The 15,216-nt window shown below is 67.7% G+C and carries 12 protein-coding genes; 3 read left to right on the top strand and 9 right to left on the bottom strand.

The window, feature by feature from the left end:
- Positions 1-43: 43 nt before the first annotated feature.
- From OEY_RS0108225 to OEY_RS0108205, 5 genes are all read right to left on the bottom strand, one after another.
- Entirely contained in the window at positions 44-1,162 is a 1,119-nt protein-coding gene (locus OEY_RS0108225) for an NDMA-dependent alcohol dehydrogenase (protein ID WP_010593406.1), read from the bottom strand.
- A gap of 39 nt (positions 1,163-1,201) precedes the next feature.
- Positions 1,202-2,677, bottom strand: a complete 1,476-nt coding sequence (locus tag OEY_RS0108220; protein WP_010593405.1) for an aldehyde dehydrogenase — start codon at positions 2,675-2,677, stop codon at positions 1,202-1,204.
- Positions 2,678-2,754: 77 nt separating this feature from the next.
- A complete protein-coding gene (locus OEY_RS0108215; RefSeq protein ID WP_010593404.1) occupies positions 2,755-3,075 on the bottom strand; it encodes a 2Fe-2S iron-sulfur cluster-binding protein in 321 nt (106 codons plus the stop codon).
- Positions 3,076-3,115: 40 nt separating this feature from the next.
- Positions 3,116-4,354: an NAD(P)/FAD-dependent oxidoreductase gene (locus OEY_RS0108210; protein WP_010593403.1), complete on the bottom strand. Its 1,239-nt coding sequence runs from the start codon at positions 4,352-4,354 to the stop codon at positions 3,116-3,118.
- Positions 4,351-5,682, bottom strand: coding sequence for a cytochrome P450 (locus tag OEY_RS0108205; RefSeq protein ID WP_010593402.1), 1,332 nt, complete (start codon positions 5,680-5,682; stop codon positions 4,351-4,353). The genes OEY_RS0108210 and OEY_RS0108205 overlap by 4 nt, the downstream gene beginning before the upstream one ends.
- 458 nt (positions 5,683-6,140) lie before the next feature.
- Between OEY_RS0108205 and OEY_RS0108200 the strand changes: the two genes are divergently transcribed.
- The 3 genes from OEY_RS0108200 to OEY_RS0108190 all read left to right on the top strand — a co-directional run bounded on the left by OEY_RS0108200 (position 6,141) and on the right by OEY_RS0108190 (position 11,306).
- Complete coding sequence (locus OEY_RS0108200; RefSeq protein WP_029539948.1) at positions 6,141-7,322, top strand: LuxR C-terminal-related transcriptional regulator; 1,182 nt, start codon at positions 6,141-6,143, stop codon at positions 7,320-7,322.
- 117 nt (positions 7,323-7,439) lie between these two features.
- Entirely contained in the window at positions 7,440-7,664 is a 225-nt protein-coding gene (locus OEY_RS0108195) for a hypothetical protein (RefSeq protein WP_010593400.1), read from the top strand.
- Positions 7,665-7,844: 180 nt separating this feature from the next.
- The gene (locus OEY_RS0108190) at positions 7,845-11,306 is read left to right on the top strand and encodes a serine/threonine-protein kinase (protein ID WP_010593399.1); all 3,462 of its coding nucleotides are present in this window, start codon (positions 7,845-7,847) and stop codon (positions 11,304-11,306) included.
- 40 nt (positions 11,307-11,346) lie between these two features.
- Here OEY_RS0108190 and OEY_RS28195 read toward each other — a convergent pair whose 3' ends face one another.
- The 4 genes from OEY_RS28195 to OEY_RS28190 form a co-directional block, all read right to left on the bottom strand.
- On the bottom strand, positions 11,347-11,598 hold the full coding sequence (locus tag OEY_RS28195; protein WP_010593398.1) for a DUF3263 domain-containing protein: 252 nt from the start codon (positions 11,596-11,598) through the stop codon (positions 11,347-11,349).
- A 75-nt stretch (positions 11,599-11,673) separates the two neighbouring features.
- Entirely contained in the window at positions 11,674-13,119 is a 1,446-nt protein-coding gene (locus OEY_RS0108180; RefSeq protein ID WP_010593397.1) for an aldehyde dehydrogenase, read from the bottom strand.
- Positions 13,120-13,158: 39 nt separating this feature from the next.
- Complete coding sequence (locus tag OEY_RS0108175; RefSeq protein ID WP_029539947.1) at positions 13,159-14,265, bottom strand: NAD(P)-dependent alcohol dehydrogenase; 1,107 nt, start codon at positions 14,263-14,265, stop codon at positions 13,159-13,161.
- A 2-nt stretch (positions 14,266-14,267) separates the two neighbouring features.
- Positions 14,268-15,216 (bottom strand): NAD(P)/FAD-dependent oxidoreductase (locus OEY_RS28190; RefSeq protein WP_010593395.1); only part of this gene is annotated, 949 nt, incomplete at its 5' end.

Raw genomic sequence — 15,216 nt, 5'->3', positions numbered from 1 at the left:
GGGAGGGGATCCGAGGGGCCGGATCGGCGCAGTCGTGCGGTCGCTAGAACCGGATGACACCGCGGATGTTGGTGCCTGCACGCATGTCGTCGTATCCCTGGTTGATGTCGTCGAGGGCGTACTCGGTGGTGATCAACTCGTCGAGCTTCAGATAGCCGGCCTGGTAGAGGTCGAACAGCTTGGGGATGTCTGCGCGCGGGCTCGACGAGCCGAACAGCGAACCCACGATCTTCTTCTCATAGAGGATCAATTCGAGGATCGGTACCGGGATGCCGACGGCGGTGGCGTTTCCGAGGGCAGTGACAACGACCGTGCCCTGCTTGCGGATCCCGGCGAATGCCTGCGCGATGTGGTCGCCGGTGATGACGCCGACGGTGACGATCGCGACGTCGGCGCCCTGGCCGTTGGTGAAGCTCTTCGCGGTCTCGATGGCCTCCTCGACGGTGGCGAATGCGTGGGTGGCACCCAGCGAGAGCGCCATGTCCCGCTTGAAGGCGACCGGGTCGACCACGATTACCCGTGCCGCGCCGGCGTGCACGGCACCCTGGACGGCGTTTGCGCCGATGCCGCCGACACCGAGGATCAGCACGGTGTCGCCGGGTTGCACCTTGCCGGTGTTGACCGCCGAGCCCCAGCCGGTCCCGACTGCGCAACCGAGCAGGCACGCCTTTTCCAGCGGGGTGTCCGCCGGGACTTTGATGGCGGAGTCGACGGCGACCGTCGTGTATTCGGAGAAGGTGGAGATGCCGAGCGCCTGGGCGACGGGGGTGCCGTCCTCGAGTTGCAGCCGGAAGCTCGTCGGATCTTCCCAGCGCGAGCCGACCAGGACATTGGCGCCGAGGTCGCAGAGGTTCTGGTGCCCGGTGGAGCACCAGCGGCATTTTCCGCAGGCAGGCAGGAACGAGAAGATGACCTTGTCTCCCGGTTCGAAGCCGGAGGTGTTCGGGCCGACCGACTCGACGATGCCGGCGCCCTCGTGTCCACCGCAGACCGGGTAGACAGCGACGGGGAGGTCACCGGTGGCCATGTGGTCGTCGGAGTGGCACAGCCCTGAGGCGACCATCCGGACTCGGATCTCGTTCTGTCGGGGTTCGTCGACGACGAGGTCGACGATCTCGAACTTGCCAGGGGCTTGGCGGAGAACGGCGCCGCGGCTTTTCATGAGGACTCCTCGGTTGTGGGTCGGTGTGACGGGTTCTGCTCAGGCCTGCGCGGCCGAGGCGTCGAGATAGACGGTCTTGAGGACCTGGTAGCTGTGCAGGGCCTCGGGTCCGAGTTCACGGCCGATGCCGCTGGCCTTGATTCCGCCGAAGGGGGCGACGGGGTCGTTGACGTAGCCGTTGATGCCGATGCTGCCGGTGCGCACCCGGCGGGCGACGGCCTCGCCACGCTCCGGGTCGGCGGTCCAGACACTGCCGCCCAGGCCGTAGTCCGAGGCGTTGGCGATGACAACGGCCTCGTCCTCGTCGGTGTACGGGATCACCGACAGGACCGGCCCGAAGATTTCCTCCTGGGCGATGGTGTGGTTGTTGTCGACATCGGCGAACACGGTCGGCTGCACGTACCAGCCGCGGTCGAGGCCCTCCGGCCGGCCGCCGCCGACGGTGAGCCGGGCCCCCTCGGCCTTCCCCTTGGCGATGTAGGACTCGACCCGATCGCGTTGCCGTGCCGAGACCAGCGGACCGACCTGAGTGGTCTCGGCCAGGGGGTCGCCGATCCGCAGGGAGGACACGAGTCCGCTGACGGTGTCGACGACCTCGGCGTATCGCGATCGCGGCGCCAGTACGCGGGTCGAGAGCCAGCAGATCTGGCCGTTGTTGAGAAGTGTCGAGGCGAAGAAACTCTCGATCGTCGAAGCCAGGTCGGCGTCGTCGAGGACGATCGCGGCGGACTTGCCGCCGAGCTCGAGGGTCACCGGGCGCAGCAGGCGCCCGCACGTCTCGGCGATCGTCCGGCCGGCCGCCGTCGACCCGGTGAACGAGACCTTGTCCACCTGCGGATGGGCTACCAGGTAGGCCCCGACATCGCCTCCGCCGGGCACGACGTTCAGCACGCCCGCCGGCAGTTCTGCCTCGGCGGCTGCCTCGGCCATCAGCATGGCGTCGAGGACCGTCTCCGGAGCAGGCTTGAGCACGACCGTGCACCCGGCGGCCAGGGCGGGGGCGAGCTTGAGGAAGGTGATTCCCTGCGGGACGTTCCACGGGACGATCGCGCCGACCACCCCGATCGGCTCACGGATCACCCGCGCCTGCCCGCCGAGCATGCCCTGCCGGGTCTCCTCCTGGGGGGTGTCGGCGACCAGGCCGGAGTAGTAGCGCAGCAGCAGGGCCGGGAACCCGCCCTCGAACTGCTGAGCGAGCCAGATCGGCATACCGTTCTGCGAGCTCACTCGGGTCGCGGTTTCGGGGGCGCGCTTCTCCAGTGCCACCGCGAAACGCTCGAGCGCCTCGCGGCGGCGCGCCGGATCCCAGCGGGACCAGCCCTGAGGGTCGTCGAATGCCCGGCGGGCGGCGGCAACGGCGTCGTCGATGTCCCGCTCGGTAGCCTCCGGGACGCTGCCGAGGCGTTCCTCGGTGGCCGCGGCCCGCACCTCGAGGGTGCGTGAGGACGACGGGTCGGCCCAGCCGCCGTCGATGTAGAACTGCCGATAGTCGGTGGTTCCGGTGAGTGCGGTCATTGGTGTGGTTCCTTTGTGCGGTATCTCGGGATGCGGGCAGGCAGGCGAGCAGGGTGGGCAGGGTAGGCAGCGCCGGGTCAGCCGTTGGAGTCGGGCACGATCACTCGGACGCCTTCGCATGCGGCGTTCACGATGAGCTGGCATGACAGTCGGGAGCGTTCGTCGACGTCGTCGGCGTATTCGAGTAGGTCGCGCTCCTCGTCGGTCGCCTCGCCGAACAGATCGGCGAACTCGGAGTCGACGTGTACGTGGCAGGTCGCACAGGAGCAGCTGCCGCCGCATTCGGCGACGATGCCGGGCAGGTTGTTGCGCACGGAGCCGTCCATAATGCTTTGTCCTGCAGGAACATCGACGATGTGGGTGGTTCCGTCGGGGACGAGATAGGTGATCTTCGGCATGATATTCCTCGGGTCGTACGTGGGGTTGGCGGGTGTCGTTTCAGCGGACGGCGTCGCGCAGGGCGATACCGGGGTCGGCCAGCCGAACCGGATCGACGCTGGTGCCGGCGCCGATCCACTTCTTGCCTGCCATGAAATCCGGTGAAGCGTTGGCAGACTCCACCGCCACCGGCACGCCGTCGCGTAGGTGAAACAGTGCGAATCGGCCCGTCTCCGGGTCACCGCGGCGGACGACGTCCGCTCCCGGCCGCACGACGCCGGCGATCTTCAGCTTCAGATCGAACTGGTCGGACCAGAACCATGGCGTCTCGGGCTGCGGCGACGGTGTGCCCAGGATCGCGGCTACCGCCTGCCGGGCCTGCTCCGTCGCGCTCGGGATGCTCTCGAGTCGCCCGATGCCGTCGAGTCCGGGCACACGCCGGCAGGTCACGTCTCCGATGGCGAGTATCGCGGGATCGCTTGTGCGAGCGAACTCGTCGACGACGATGCCGCCGGCCGGGCCGCGCTCGAGGTCGCAGGCTGCGGCCAACTCGTCGCACGGCAGGGCACCGATTCCGACCAGCGCCGCGGTGCAGTCGATTGTCTCGCCGCCTTCGAGCACAACGCTCTGCACCTGCCCGGCGGCGCCCTCCAGTCCGGTGACTCCGACACGGGTCCGCACTACCGTGCCCTGCTCGGTATGTCGCGCGGTGAGAATCGCCGACAGCTGGGGGCTCGCGACGCGGGCCAGCACTCGGTCCTCGCGTTCGAGAACCACGGCCTCCGCGCCCGCGGCGCGGGCCACCGCAGCGACCTCCAGTCCGATGTAGCCGCCACCGATGATGGCCAGCTTGCGCCCTTCCCCGACCCACTTGCGCAGGGCGCGGGCGTCGCCGAGATTGCGTAGCGCACCGACGCCGGCCAGGCCGGCGCCCGCCACCGGCAAGGGACGGGGACGGGACCCGGTGGCCAGGACCAGCACGTCGTAACCGATCCGCTCGCCAGAGGCCGTGACAATCCTGCCGGCTTTACGGTCGATCTCGGTGACCTGTTCGCCGAGGCGCACCTCGACGTCCTGCTCCCGGTAGAACTCCGGGGGTCGCAGCCACTGCTCGAGCTCTCCCTCGGCGAACTTCTTCGACAACGGCGGCCTGTGGTACGGGTAGTCGAGTTCCTCACCGAGCATCGTGATCCTGCCGGTGTGTCCCTCCTGTCGGAGCAGGCCCACGAGTGAGGCCGCGGCATGCCCTGCGCCCACGACCACCACATTCCGGTCGGCCGCCGACAGCGTGGTGGTCATGTGAGTTCCAATCGGACGGGAAGGTTCTTCAATCCACCGACAAAGTTGGTCTGCACGACTTTTCGCTCACCGGTGACCTCGATCGTGTGGATGCGCGGGAGCAACTCCTCGAACATGATCCGCAATTCCTGCTTGGCCAGATGCTGCCCGGTGCACATGTGCGGTCCGTATCCAAAGGCTATGTGTCGATTGGGCTTCCGGTCGAATCGAAACTCGTCAGGCGCGTCGAAGACCTCGGCGTCACGGTTGCCGGACTGGTACAGCATCATCAGCCTGTCACCGGCTTTGATGTGCCGACCCCGAAGTTCGTAATCCTCGGTGGCCTGGCGCATGAAGTGCTTCGCCGGTGAAATCCAGCGCAGACCCTCGTTGACCAGGTCACCGATCAGCGACGGGTCTCGCTGCAACGCGGCGAGTTGCTCGGGATGATGAGCAAGTGCTTCGAGGGTGCCGGCCAGGGTGGAAGCGGTGGTGTCGTGCCCGGCGGTGGAGATCGTCACGAACCAGCTGTAGGCAAACTTCTTGGGCCAGTACTCCCCATCGGCCTGCCGTGCGTTGGCGATGAGGGAGGCGAGATCATTTCGGGGATTGGCGCGGCAATCTTCTACCAGTACATCGAAATAGGCGAAGAAGTCCGAAAGGGCGTTGGCCCACTGCTTGGCCGCAGCTTCCGGGCTGAGCGGTTCGACGTCGTCTCTGGCTTCGTCCGGGTCGGCTGTTCCGAAGAACTCCTGCGTCAACGCCAGCATCCGTGGCTCGTCTTCCTCCGGAACTCCGAAGAGGGTCATGATGACGTGTAACGGGTAGAACATGGCGAAATCCTTGACGAGATCGATCTCGTTCACTCCCGGTCGCAGCCGCCGCGCAATCTCATCCACGGCCAGCGTTCGGATCCGGTCCTCCCAACGCTTGAGGTTGGCCGGACGGAACCAGTCCGCCGCGACATCCTTGACCGCGGTGTGCTCGGGCGGATCCAGGTAGGGCAGGGCATCGAAGATGCGGAGGCTCCCACCGGGGAGGCTTTTGGTGAAGGCATCGCCGGCCTGGTTGGTCAGGATCGGATTGTGCGAGCCGGGTTCGGACCCGCCCCCGTTGGAGAAGAGTTGCGGTTGGCGTTCGATCTCCATGATGTCGGCGTGCTTGCTTCCCAGCCACAGCGGGTCGTAGCCTTCCACGTGCACCTTGGCGAGCGGATTGTTTTCCCGGAGCCATTTGTAGGCTGCGAACAGAGTGGTTTCGTCTCGGTGACCCTCGGGAAGAACGATCTGGCGGGCAATTTCGTCCGGTACGGGTCGGGTGGGACCCGTGATGGCCTCGATGGTGGTCACAGTTTTCCTCCGATGGGTGGCAGCAATGTCGCGGAGACGTCGCGGTCCGGCCGTCCGTTGCGTGACGCCGATCACTCGAGTCCCGATAATCTTCGATCCCGGGCGGGGTGATGCGCATCACTCCCTGGGCGCACGTTTCTCATCCCAACGGCTGACTCGGCCTCGACGACCACCTGCGCCCAAGGGGGACGAGCGCGTCGCCACGCCTATCGTTCGACGGACAGGAGGAAGATTCGAAAACATGCATCCATGTCTCACCCCGCGGTCGAGTGGCTCGGCGGACGGGCTCCTGGGCGCGGTCGGCGCGGGCGAGCGAGAAACGCCACCAGTCCGGGCTCGAACGAACTACGCCGATCGGATTCCTTCAGAAAACCCGGAGTATTGAGACATGCATGCATGATTTGCTAACGTTTCTCTTATCTGCTCTGGCAATATGGCCGGGAAGGAGCACCGAATACGTGGTACCGACGATGCCTTTCGGGTCGACCGCGGCCGGCCGCGCTTCTTCGCCTGCGCTACGCCCTGTCGGGAGTGTCGGCGAGGAGTTGGAGCGGGCCCGGGGCGTGCTGGCACTTGCCCACGAGCTCCTGGGACGGGGCGCCCCGGCGGATCCGCGCACTGCGGCCGACCTCGACGAGGCCGATATCGCCCTCGAGGTCGTCGAGGAGGCCCTCACGCGCAGGCTCGGTGAAACAGCGCCAGGCGCGGAGATCGCACGTCTGCTCGGATTGTCTCAGCAGGTCGGTCACGCGCGGGTGATGTTGCGCCAAGCCGAGTTGGCGCAGCGATCGGAGGCGATCGCCGGAGTCGGGCGGGCGCTCGATGCGCTGCGGACCGTCGGGTCGGTAGCCGACCTCGTCCGGTTCGCCCCGACCCATGTCGGCGAGCTGGGGTATCAGCGGTGCATGCTGTCCCGCGTCGAGGGCAACCGCTGGGTGGCGAAGTCGTGCTACGTGCGGAACGATTCGGCGCTCGCTGCCGAGATCCTTGAGGTCGGCAGTCGCAGCAGAACCCTGGGCCACCGGCTCATCGAAAGCGAGATCGTGCGGCGCCGTTCTCCGGTGCTGGTCCCCCGGGCGCAGGCCGACGACCGCGTGGATCCGGGCTTCAAGCAGGTCACAAGCACATCCTCCTACGTCGCCGCTCCCATCATGGTCGGCTCCGGAGTGTTCGGCTTCGTCCACGCCGACAGCCCGAGCGACGGGCGGGAGGTCGGCGAGTTCGATCGGACGCTTGTCCGCACGTTCTCGGAATGTCTCGGCTATGCCCTGGAACGTCTCTACTACCAGGAACGCCTCCGGACGATCCGGCGGCAGGTCACCGCCGTCATGGATGCCTCGCCGGACATGCTGGACGAAATGATCGGTTCCAACGAAGAGCCGGCGAACGATTCGGTCGTTGCGCTTCCGGGATATCGCCACCCGATGCAGTCCGGCCACCCTGCGGGGAATGTGGACCTGCTGACCCGGCGGGAGCTCGAGGTCCTTGCGCACATGGCCGAGGGCGACTCGAATGCCCGCATCGCGAACCGGCTGTTCATCTCGGAGGCCACCGTCAAGGCCCACGTGAGGCACATTCTGCGCAAACTCGGTGCCGCCAACCGAGCCGAGGCGGTCTCCCGCTACCTTCGGGCGGGGTAACTCCCTCCGGCGTCGAGGAATCCGACGCGAGCGGGGGCGGGGTGCCCTGCGGTCCCGGCTCCGGCTCCAGGAATCGGGGATCGCCGAGTCCGGTCTTCCGATGCTCCGGGGCCCGCTGTGACCGGACTCGAGCCGGGCGGCATGTTTTCACCGATGGTTCTGTGGCACGCCGAAATCGCTTCTCCCGTGCTGGAATTAGACAACCGCGCGATCGCCGCGCTCAGCATCGCAGGTGCCGTCGACCGATTCGGGCCCGAGCTCCACGCCTCCTCGGTCCGGGCGGGGGCAACCGGGGCGGCCGCCACCATCGCGAATCGGGCGCACATGCCGGAAGACACGTGAGATGTGGCGCCATGAGTGCGGGACGGGTCTGCTCCGACTTCCGTTACTCTCGCCGGCCTCGACTCCCGCCTCAGTCTGTGCCGGTAAGGCTAGAATGAGGAACCAACCCCAGGTAGAGCCGTGAGTAACCATGATCCGACCGGAGACAGTCAGTGGCGTAACAGTCGGTGAGGACGAACCGTGTCCGACGAAGCCGTCGAGCATCCCTCGAATCAGTTCGAGGCAGAGATAGCGAACGAGCTGGCTGCTGTCGGATTCGACGAGCCTCGGGTGCTGGGCCGCGGCGGGTTCGGCATCATCTACCGTTGCCGTCAACCTGCCCTGGACCGGGTAGTGGCGATCAAGGTCTTGAGCTCGAGCCCCGGTGAGTCCGACCGCACCCGCTTCCTGCGTGAGCAGCAGGCGATGGGCCGGCTGTCGGGGCATCCGAACATCGTGCACGTGCTCGAGGCCGGCGTCACCCATACCGGGCGTCCCTACATCGTGATGCCGTTCCACCGCCGCGACTCGCTCGAAGCGTGGATCACCCGACGCGGGCCCCGCACGACCGCCGAAGTTGTCGACATAGGCATCAAGCTGGCCGGAGCCCTCGAGACGGCGCATCGGGCCGGAGTGCTGCACCGGGACGTCAAACCGGCGAACATCCTGATTTCCGAGTACGGCGAACCGCAACTCGCCGATTTCGGGATCGCCCGACTGTCGGACCGGCAGGACACCACCCGGGGGCTCATAGTGGGTTCTCCCGCCTACACCGCGCCGGAGGTGTTGCACGGACATCCTCCATCGGTTGCCTCGGACGTCTACGGGCTCGGCGCGACCTTGTTCACCGCCCTGGCCGGTCGACCGGCCTTCGCGCGCCACCGGGGTGAGGAACTGGTGGCGCAGCTGCTGCGGATCAGCACCGAACCGATCCCCGACCTGCGCGAGAACGATGTCCCGGAGGGCGTCCGGGTGGTGATCGAGCAGGCGATGGCCCGCGCCCCTGCCCACCGCTTCGGGACGGCGGCGGCGCTGGGGGAGGCGTTGCGCCGGGCCGGGACGGATCTGGGATACCTCGTTGCCGACCTGCCGCTGCCGCTGGCGTGGGACGAGGAAAGCTCACCGCAGCGGGAAAAGCGTGAACCTGCGGGCACCGCGGCGTACCTGCGCCTCGATCCGTCGGCCGGGGCGTCCGGGCCCGTCCCTCCGCCCGCCGTGACCACCAAGTACCGCCCCCCGGTCACGGCGCACGCGATGGTGCCGCGCGCCCGGCTGCTCGGCAGGCTCGGGACCGGAACCCGACCCCGGTTGATCTTGATTCATGGTCCGGCCGGATACGGCAAGACCACCGTGGCCGCCCAGTACGTGCAGATGCTCGAGCGCACCGGGGGGACGACCGCCTGGTTGTCGATCGACGAGGACGACAACACCCCGGCGTGGTTTCTCGCGCATCTCGTCGATGCGGTCACGGTGACCCTGCCCGGGTTGGGCAGAGAGCTGACCCGGGCGCTGGAGGGACACGGGGAGGGTGCCGAGCGGTTCGTGCTGACGACGCTGATCAACCGGGCGCACACGGGTGGACAGCACATCGCGGTGGTCCTGGACGACTGGCACCGGGTGACCAACCCTGCGAGCCGAGCCATCGCCCGGTTCCTGCTCGAACACGGCTGCCACCACCTGCAGCTGGTCGTCACCAGCCGGACCCGGCAGGGTCTGCCGCTGAGCGGCCTGCGGGTGCGCAACGAGTTGATCGAAATCGACTCGGCCGCATTGCGATTCGACCTCGACGAGTCCCGGGAACTACTCACCGGCGCCACGGATCTGCAACTCGAGGACGAGGAGGTCGTCGATCTGGAGGAATCGACCGACGGGTGGGTGGCGGCGCTGCAATTGGCCTCGTTGGCCCTGCGCGAACACCGCGATCCGCGTGCGGCGATCCGGCACCTGTCCGGCCGGCACCGGGCTATCGGCGAATACCTCGCCGAGAACGTCCTCGACACCCTCGAGCCGGATCTGCTCGACTTCCTGCTTGCCACGTCGATCACCGAGCGCACGTGCGCTGCCCTGGCCACCGCCTTGACCGGTCGGGGGCATACCCAGACGGTGCTCGAAGACATCGAGGCGCGGAACCTGTTCCTGACGCGTCTCGACGAGGACGGGCAGTGGTTCCGCTACCACCACCTGTTCGCCGAATTCCTACGCCGCCGACTCGAGCGTGACGATCCGGAACGCCTGATCGGTTTGCATCTCACTGCCGCCCGGTGGTTTCTCGGACAGCATCTACTCAGCCCGGCTGTGGATCACTTCCTCGCCGCCGGCAGCGACGACGACGCGATCGATGCCGTCGAACACGAGGCGATACCGCTGCTCGAGCGCTCCCAGATGAGTACCCTGCTCGGGCTGGCCGCAAAGCTCCCCGGCACATCCAGCGCGCGTCGGCTGCGCCTGCAGACCGCGCTGGCCTGGGCGCACGCCGTCCTGCATCATCGCGCTGCCGCTGCCGAGGCGCTCGGCAACATCGCGGCAACTCTGCCGTCGGCAAGTGCCGACGAAGCTGACATCCGAGCCGAAGCAGCGCTCATCCAGGCCACGGTCAACGCCTTCGACGACCGGCTCGACGGTATGGATGCGGCGGTCGAGGCCTGCAGTGCCCGTTCCGACCGGCTACGCCCCTGGGTCGTGTGCGGCACCGCTGACGTCGCGTCGTTTCGCTCGATCCATCGGTTCGACTTTGCCGACGCCCGGCGTTGGCAGCAATGGGTACGTCCATACCATCGGCGGTCTTCCGGGCCCTTCAGCGTCATCTACGGGTACTGCCTCGACGGGCTGGCCGCAAGAGAACAACTCGACCTCGACGGTGCCGAGGCCAGTTTCCGCCACGCCATGCAGCTGGCAACCGAGCGAGGAGAGGAACTGTCCTACGGCTCCCGGCTCACCGGGGCCCTTCTCGGAGACCTGCTGTACGAACAGGGGAACCTGGCCGAGGCCGAGCGATTCCTCGACCAGAGCTACAGTCTCGGGGCAGAAGGCGGCACGGTCGATTTCATGCTGTCCACCTACGTCGTCGGTGCGCGCCTGAAGCACCGGCTCGGCAGGTACGACGCCGCTGCCGAGCGATTGAACGAAGGCGAACAGCTGGCACGCACCCTGCACCTTCCGCGCCTGTCGGCGCACCTGGTGAACGAGCGCATTCGCCTGGGAATCGGATCCGGGTATTTCAGCCCGGACAGCTTTCCTCGGCAGCTCTCGCAGGAACCGCAGGACGGTATCAGTCGGGTCACCACCGAGATCGCAGAAGAATCGGTCATCCGGCTCCTTGTTGCCGGCTCGCCCGGCGCCCGGACACAAGCCTGTGACAGGGCTCGCGTGCTTGCAGAGTCGATCGACGCCACCCAGCGGCCGAGAGCATCCCTCTATGCGGGCGTCTTGCTGACCGAGTGCCTCGCCACTGCCGGGTCGAGCCGTGAGGCGGAGCGCGTGGTTCTTCCGTTGCTCGAGCAATGCGCCGGGGTGAGGATCGTCCAGCCGTTGCTGGATGCAGGATCGGCCCTCCGCGCCCTTCTACACCGCCTCGCGCAGGAGGGAAGCGCCCACGCTCTCAGTCCCGCCACGGCTCTCTACCTGGACCGATTGCTGGAGAGCCCGTACCACCCACCGGGCTGATGTGGCTGTCCCGGGTCGCGTATCGGATCCGCCGTGCATGTCACCGTCGTCGGCTGCGCGACATCGGCTTCTGCTGGACGACTGGTGGATAGCCGAGTTTGCGTGTGCAGAGGTTCTTCAGACGGCGGCGGGTCCCGGCGTCGATCTTCGGTTGCGCGTCGAGGAGACATCGCAATCGGTGGTAGAAGTCGGTGGGGACGAGTCCGAACTCGGGAAGGATATGCTCGTCGCCGCCGCCGTAAGGTGCCCACTGCACCGCGAAGTCGAGCAGCGCGACTTCATCTTTCGTCATTGTGTCTCCTTTCCTGACACCTACCGCCGCGGGCGCGGTCGCATGCACGTGCATGCGACCGCGCCCACGCCGGGGTCATCGCATGTCGAGGTAGATGCTCTTGAGTTGTTGGTAGCTTGCCAGTCCTTCGGGTCCGAGTTCCCGTCCGAGTCCGCTGTTCTTGATGCCGCCGAAGGGGGCGGTGGGATCGTTGGCGTAGCCGTTGATGCCGACGGTGCCGCTGGCGATGTTGCGGGCGAACCGGGTACCGCGGTCGGGGTCTGCGGTCCAGACCGAACCGCCGAGGCCGTAGTCCGAGTGGTTGGCGATGGCCACGGCCTCGGCCTCGTCGGTGTAGGGGATGACCGACAGCACCGGGCCGAAGATCTCCTCCTGGGCGATGGTGTGCCCGGTCTGGACGTCGGCGAAGATGGTGGGCTCGACGAACCAGCCGTGCTCCGCGCCGGCGGGACGCTTGCCGCCGGTGGTGATGCGTCCGCCGTCCGACTTGCCCTTCTCGATGTAGCCTTCGACGCGGTCGCGTTGGCGGGCCGAGACCAGCGGTCCCATCTGGGTCGTGTCGGAGAGCGGGTCGCCGACCGCGATGCCCTTCGCGAGATCGGTGATGGTGTCGACGATCTCGTCGTAGCGTGAGCGCGGCGCCAGGACGCGGGTGCCGAGCCAGCAGATCTGCCCGTTGTTGAGCAGAGTCGCCGCGTAGAAGGATTCGACGTTCGCGGCGAGGTCGGCGTCGTCGAGGATCACGGCGGCGGACTTGCCGCCGAGTTCGAGGGTGACCGGGCGCAGCAGTTCACCGCAGGTGCGGCCGATGGCCCGGCCGGCGGCGGTGGAGCCGGTGAACGAGACCTTGTCGATGCCCGGGTGCGCCACCAGGTAGGCGCCGAGTTCGCGGCCGCCCGGGACGATGTTGAGCACACCGGCGGGCAGTCCCGCCGCGATCGCTGCTTCGGCCATCAGGAAGGCGTCGAGCACCGTCTCCGGAGACGGCTTGAGGACCACGGTGCAGCCGGCGGCGAGTGCCGGAGCGAGTTTGAGGAACGTGATGGCCTGGGGGACGTTCCACGGCACGATCGCGCCCACCACGCCGATGGGGGCGCGGGTGACGAGGGTCGCTCCCCCCAGCATGCCGGGACGGATCTCGTCCTCCTGCTGGGCCGCCATCTCGGCGTAGTAGCGCAGCAGGAGGGGCGGGAAGCCGCCCTCGAACTGCCGGGCCAGGCCGATGGGCATGCCGTTCTGGCTGCTCACCCGGGTTGCGGTGTCCTCGGCGCGGGCTTCGAGTTCGTCGGCGAACCGGCCCAGGACTTCGGCGCGCCGGGCGGCGCTCCAGGACGCCCAGCCGTCCGGGCCGGTGAATGCTGCGCGGGCGGCGTCGATCGCATCGTCGAGGTCGGACTCGGTACCGTCCGGGACCGAGCCGATCCGCTGTTCGGTGCTCGGGGAGATGACCGGGATCGTGGCATCGCCGGACGGTCGTACCCATCCGCCGCGGATGTAGAGCTCGGTGTAGTCGATCGTCATCGGGGTGTCCTTCTCGGGAAGTGTGTCGGGGTGGGGTGGTCAGTCCTGCACGAGCACGGGTTTGAGCACCTCGCCCCGGTGCTGGGCCGCGATCGCGTCGTTGATTTTCGCGAAGGGGAAGGTGGTGACGAGCTTGTCGAGCGGGAACCTGCCCGCCTTGTAGAGCTCGACCAGTTCGGGGATGAACTCGTCGGGGACACTGTCGCCTTCGATGATCCCGGTGATCGTCAGTCCCATGGCGAGGGAGTTGATGATGTTCAGCGGTACGGAGGCCGCCGGGTCGGCGGGCACGCCGATGAGGCCGATCTTGCCGTGGAAGGTCATGGCGCCGACGAGCGACTCGATCACGGCCGGGACGCCGGAGGTGTCGATCGCGTAGTCGACACCGGCCGGGACGATGGCACGGACCTGCTCGACGAGGGGGCCCGCGGCCGGATCGACGACGTGGGTGGCGCCGAGTTCGAGGGCGAGGTCGCGCCGGGACCGGTGGGGTTCGACGGCGATGATGGTGGTGCAGCCCTGCACGACGGCGCCCATGACGGCGGCCAGGCCGACCGAGCCGGCGCCGGCGACCAGGACCGCGGAGCCGGGCCGGCAGTCGAGGGAGCGCATCACCGCGCCGGCACCGGTCTGGATGCCGCAGCCGAGGGGGGCGAGGAGTTCGGCCGGGAGGTCGTGGGGAACCTTCACGACATTGCGTTCGAAGGCGAGGCTGTGGGTGGCGAAGGAGGACTGTCCGAAGAACAGGCCGGTGAGGCGTTCGCCGTCGGTGGTGGACAGCGGGCCGGTGCCGTCCTCGCGCACCCCGTCGTAGGCGAGGTGCATGAACTGGTGGCAGTAGGAGGGTGCCCCCGTGGTGCACGACGGGCAGGTCCCACAGCTGTGGAAGGTGATGCCCACGCGGTCGCCGGGTGTCACCTTGGTGACGCCGGAGCCGACTTCTCTTACGATGCCGCATCCTTCGTGGCCGAGGACGGCGGGCAGCGCGGTCGGGAGGGCGCCGTCGCGCGCGGCGAGGTCGGTGTGGCAGATGCCGACGGCCTCGATCTCGACGAGGACCTCGCCGGCCCTCGGTCCCTCGATGATGATGGGCTCGAGGGTGAACTCGGCGTGCGGCTCTCTTGCGACTGCTGCGAGTGCTTCCATCGTCACGTACTCCATGTCTTGTGGGCCGGCCCGGTCGGGGCGGCGGAAATCGTGATGCTCTGCAGAACGGCGTCCCGCATCGAGGTCGCGGGATCGGCGAGTGCAGTGGGATCGAGCTTGGTGCGGTTACCGATGAAGCGTTTGCCGGCCATGAATTCGGCTGCGGCGTTCACGGTCTCGACGGCGACAGGCACGCCGTCGCTGTCGAGGTGGAACAGGGCGAAGGAGGACTCGGACGGATTCCCGCGCAGGACTGCCCGGGTCTCGGGATCGACCATCCCCGCCATCTTCATCTTGAGGTCGAACTGGTCCGACCAGAACCACGGCACCTCGTGCGGTGGCAGTGGCGCACCGGTGATGACGGCTGCCGCCTGCTTCGCCTGCTCTACCGCGCTGGGAATGCTCTCCAGTCGCACCATCTTGCCCAGTGTGTCGTGCAGGCGGTAGGTCACATCCCCGATGGCGAGGACATGCGGATCGCTGGTGCGCGCGGAACCGTCCACCACGATCCCGGTGAGACAGTCGATGCCCGCGTCCCGAGCCAGCGCGTCGTTGGGGATCGCTCCGACGCCCACCAGCACCAGGTCGCAGTCGAGGTGGGTGCCGTCGGCGAGGGTGACTCCATCGACTCGACCGGCTGTCCCGGTGATCTCCCGGACCTCGGCTGCCGTGAGGATGCGTGTGCCGCGGTCGCGGTGGAACCGGGTGAGGACGGCCGACAGCTCCGGGCTGGCGACCCGCGCCAGCACCCGATCCTCACGCTCGACGACTGTGACTTCGCAGCCGCGGGCGCGGGCCGAGGCTGCGACCTCGAGTCCGACGTACCCGCCGCCGACGATGGCCAGGGAGGAGCCGGTGTGGACCGCCGCGCGCAGTTGTGTGGCGTCGGCGAGGGTGCGCAGGCTCAGGACACCGTCGAGGTCGCTTCCGGGGAGTGTCAGTGTCCGCGGT

The sequence above is a fragment of the Rhodococcus sp. P14 genome (assembly GCF_000256505.1).
Classification (GTDB): Bacteria; Actinomycetota; Actinomycetes; order Mycobacteriales; family Mycobacteriaceae; genus Rhodococcus; species Rhodococcus ruber.
The sequence above is the reverse complement of the archived record's forward strand: the minus strand, read 5'-3'. Positions and strand labels throughout refer to the sequence as shown.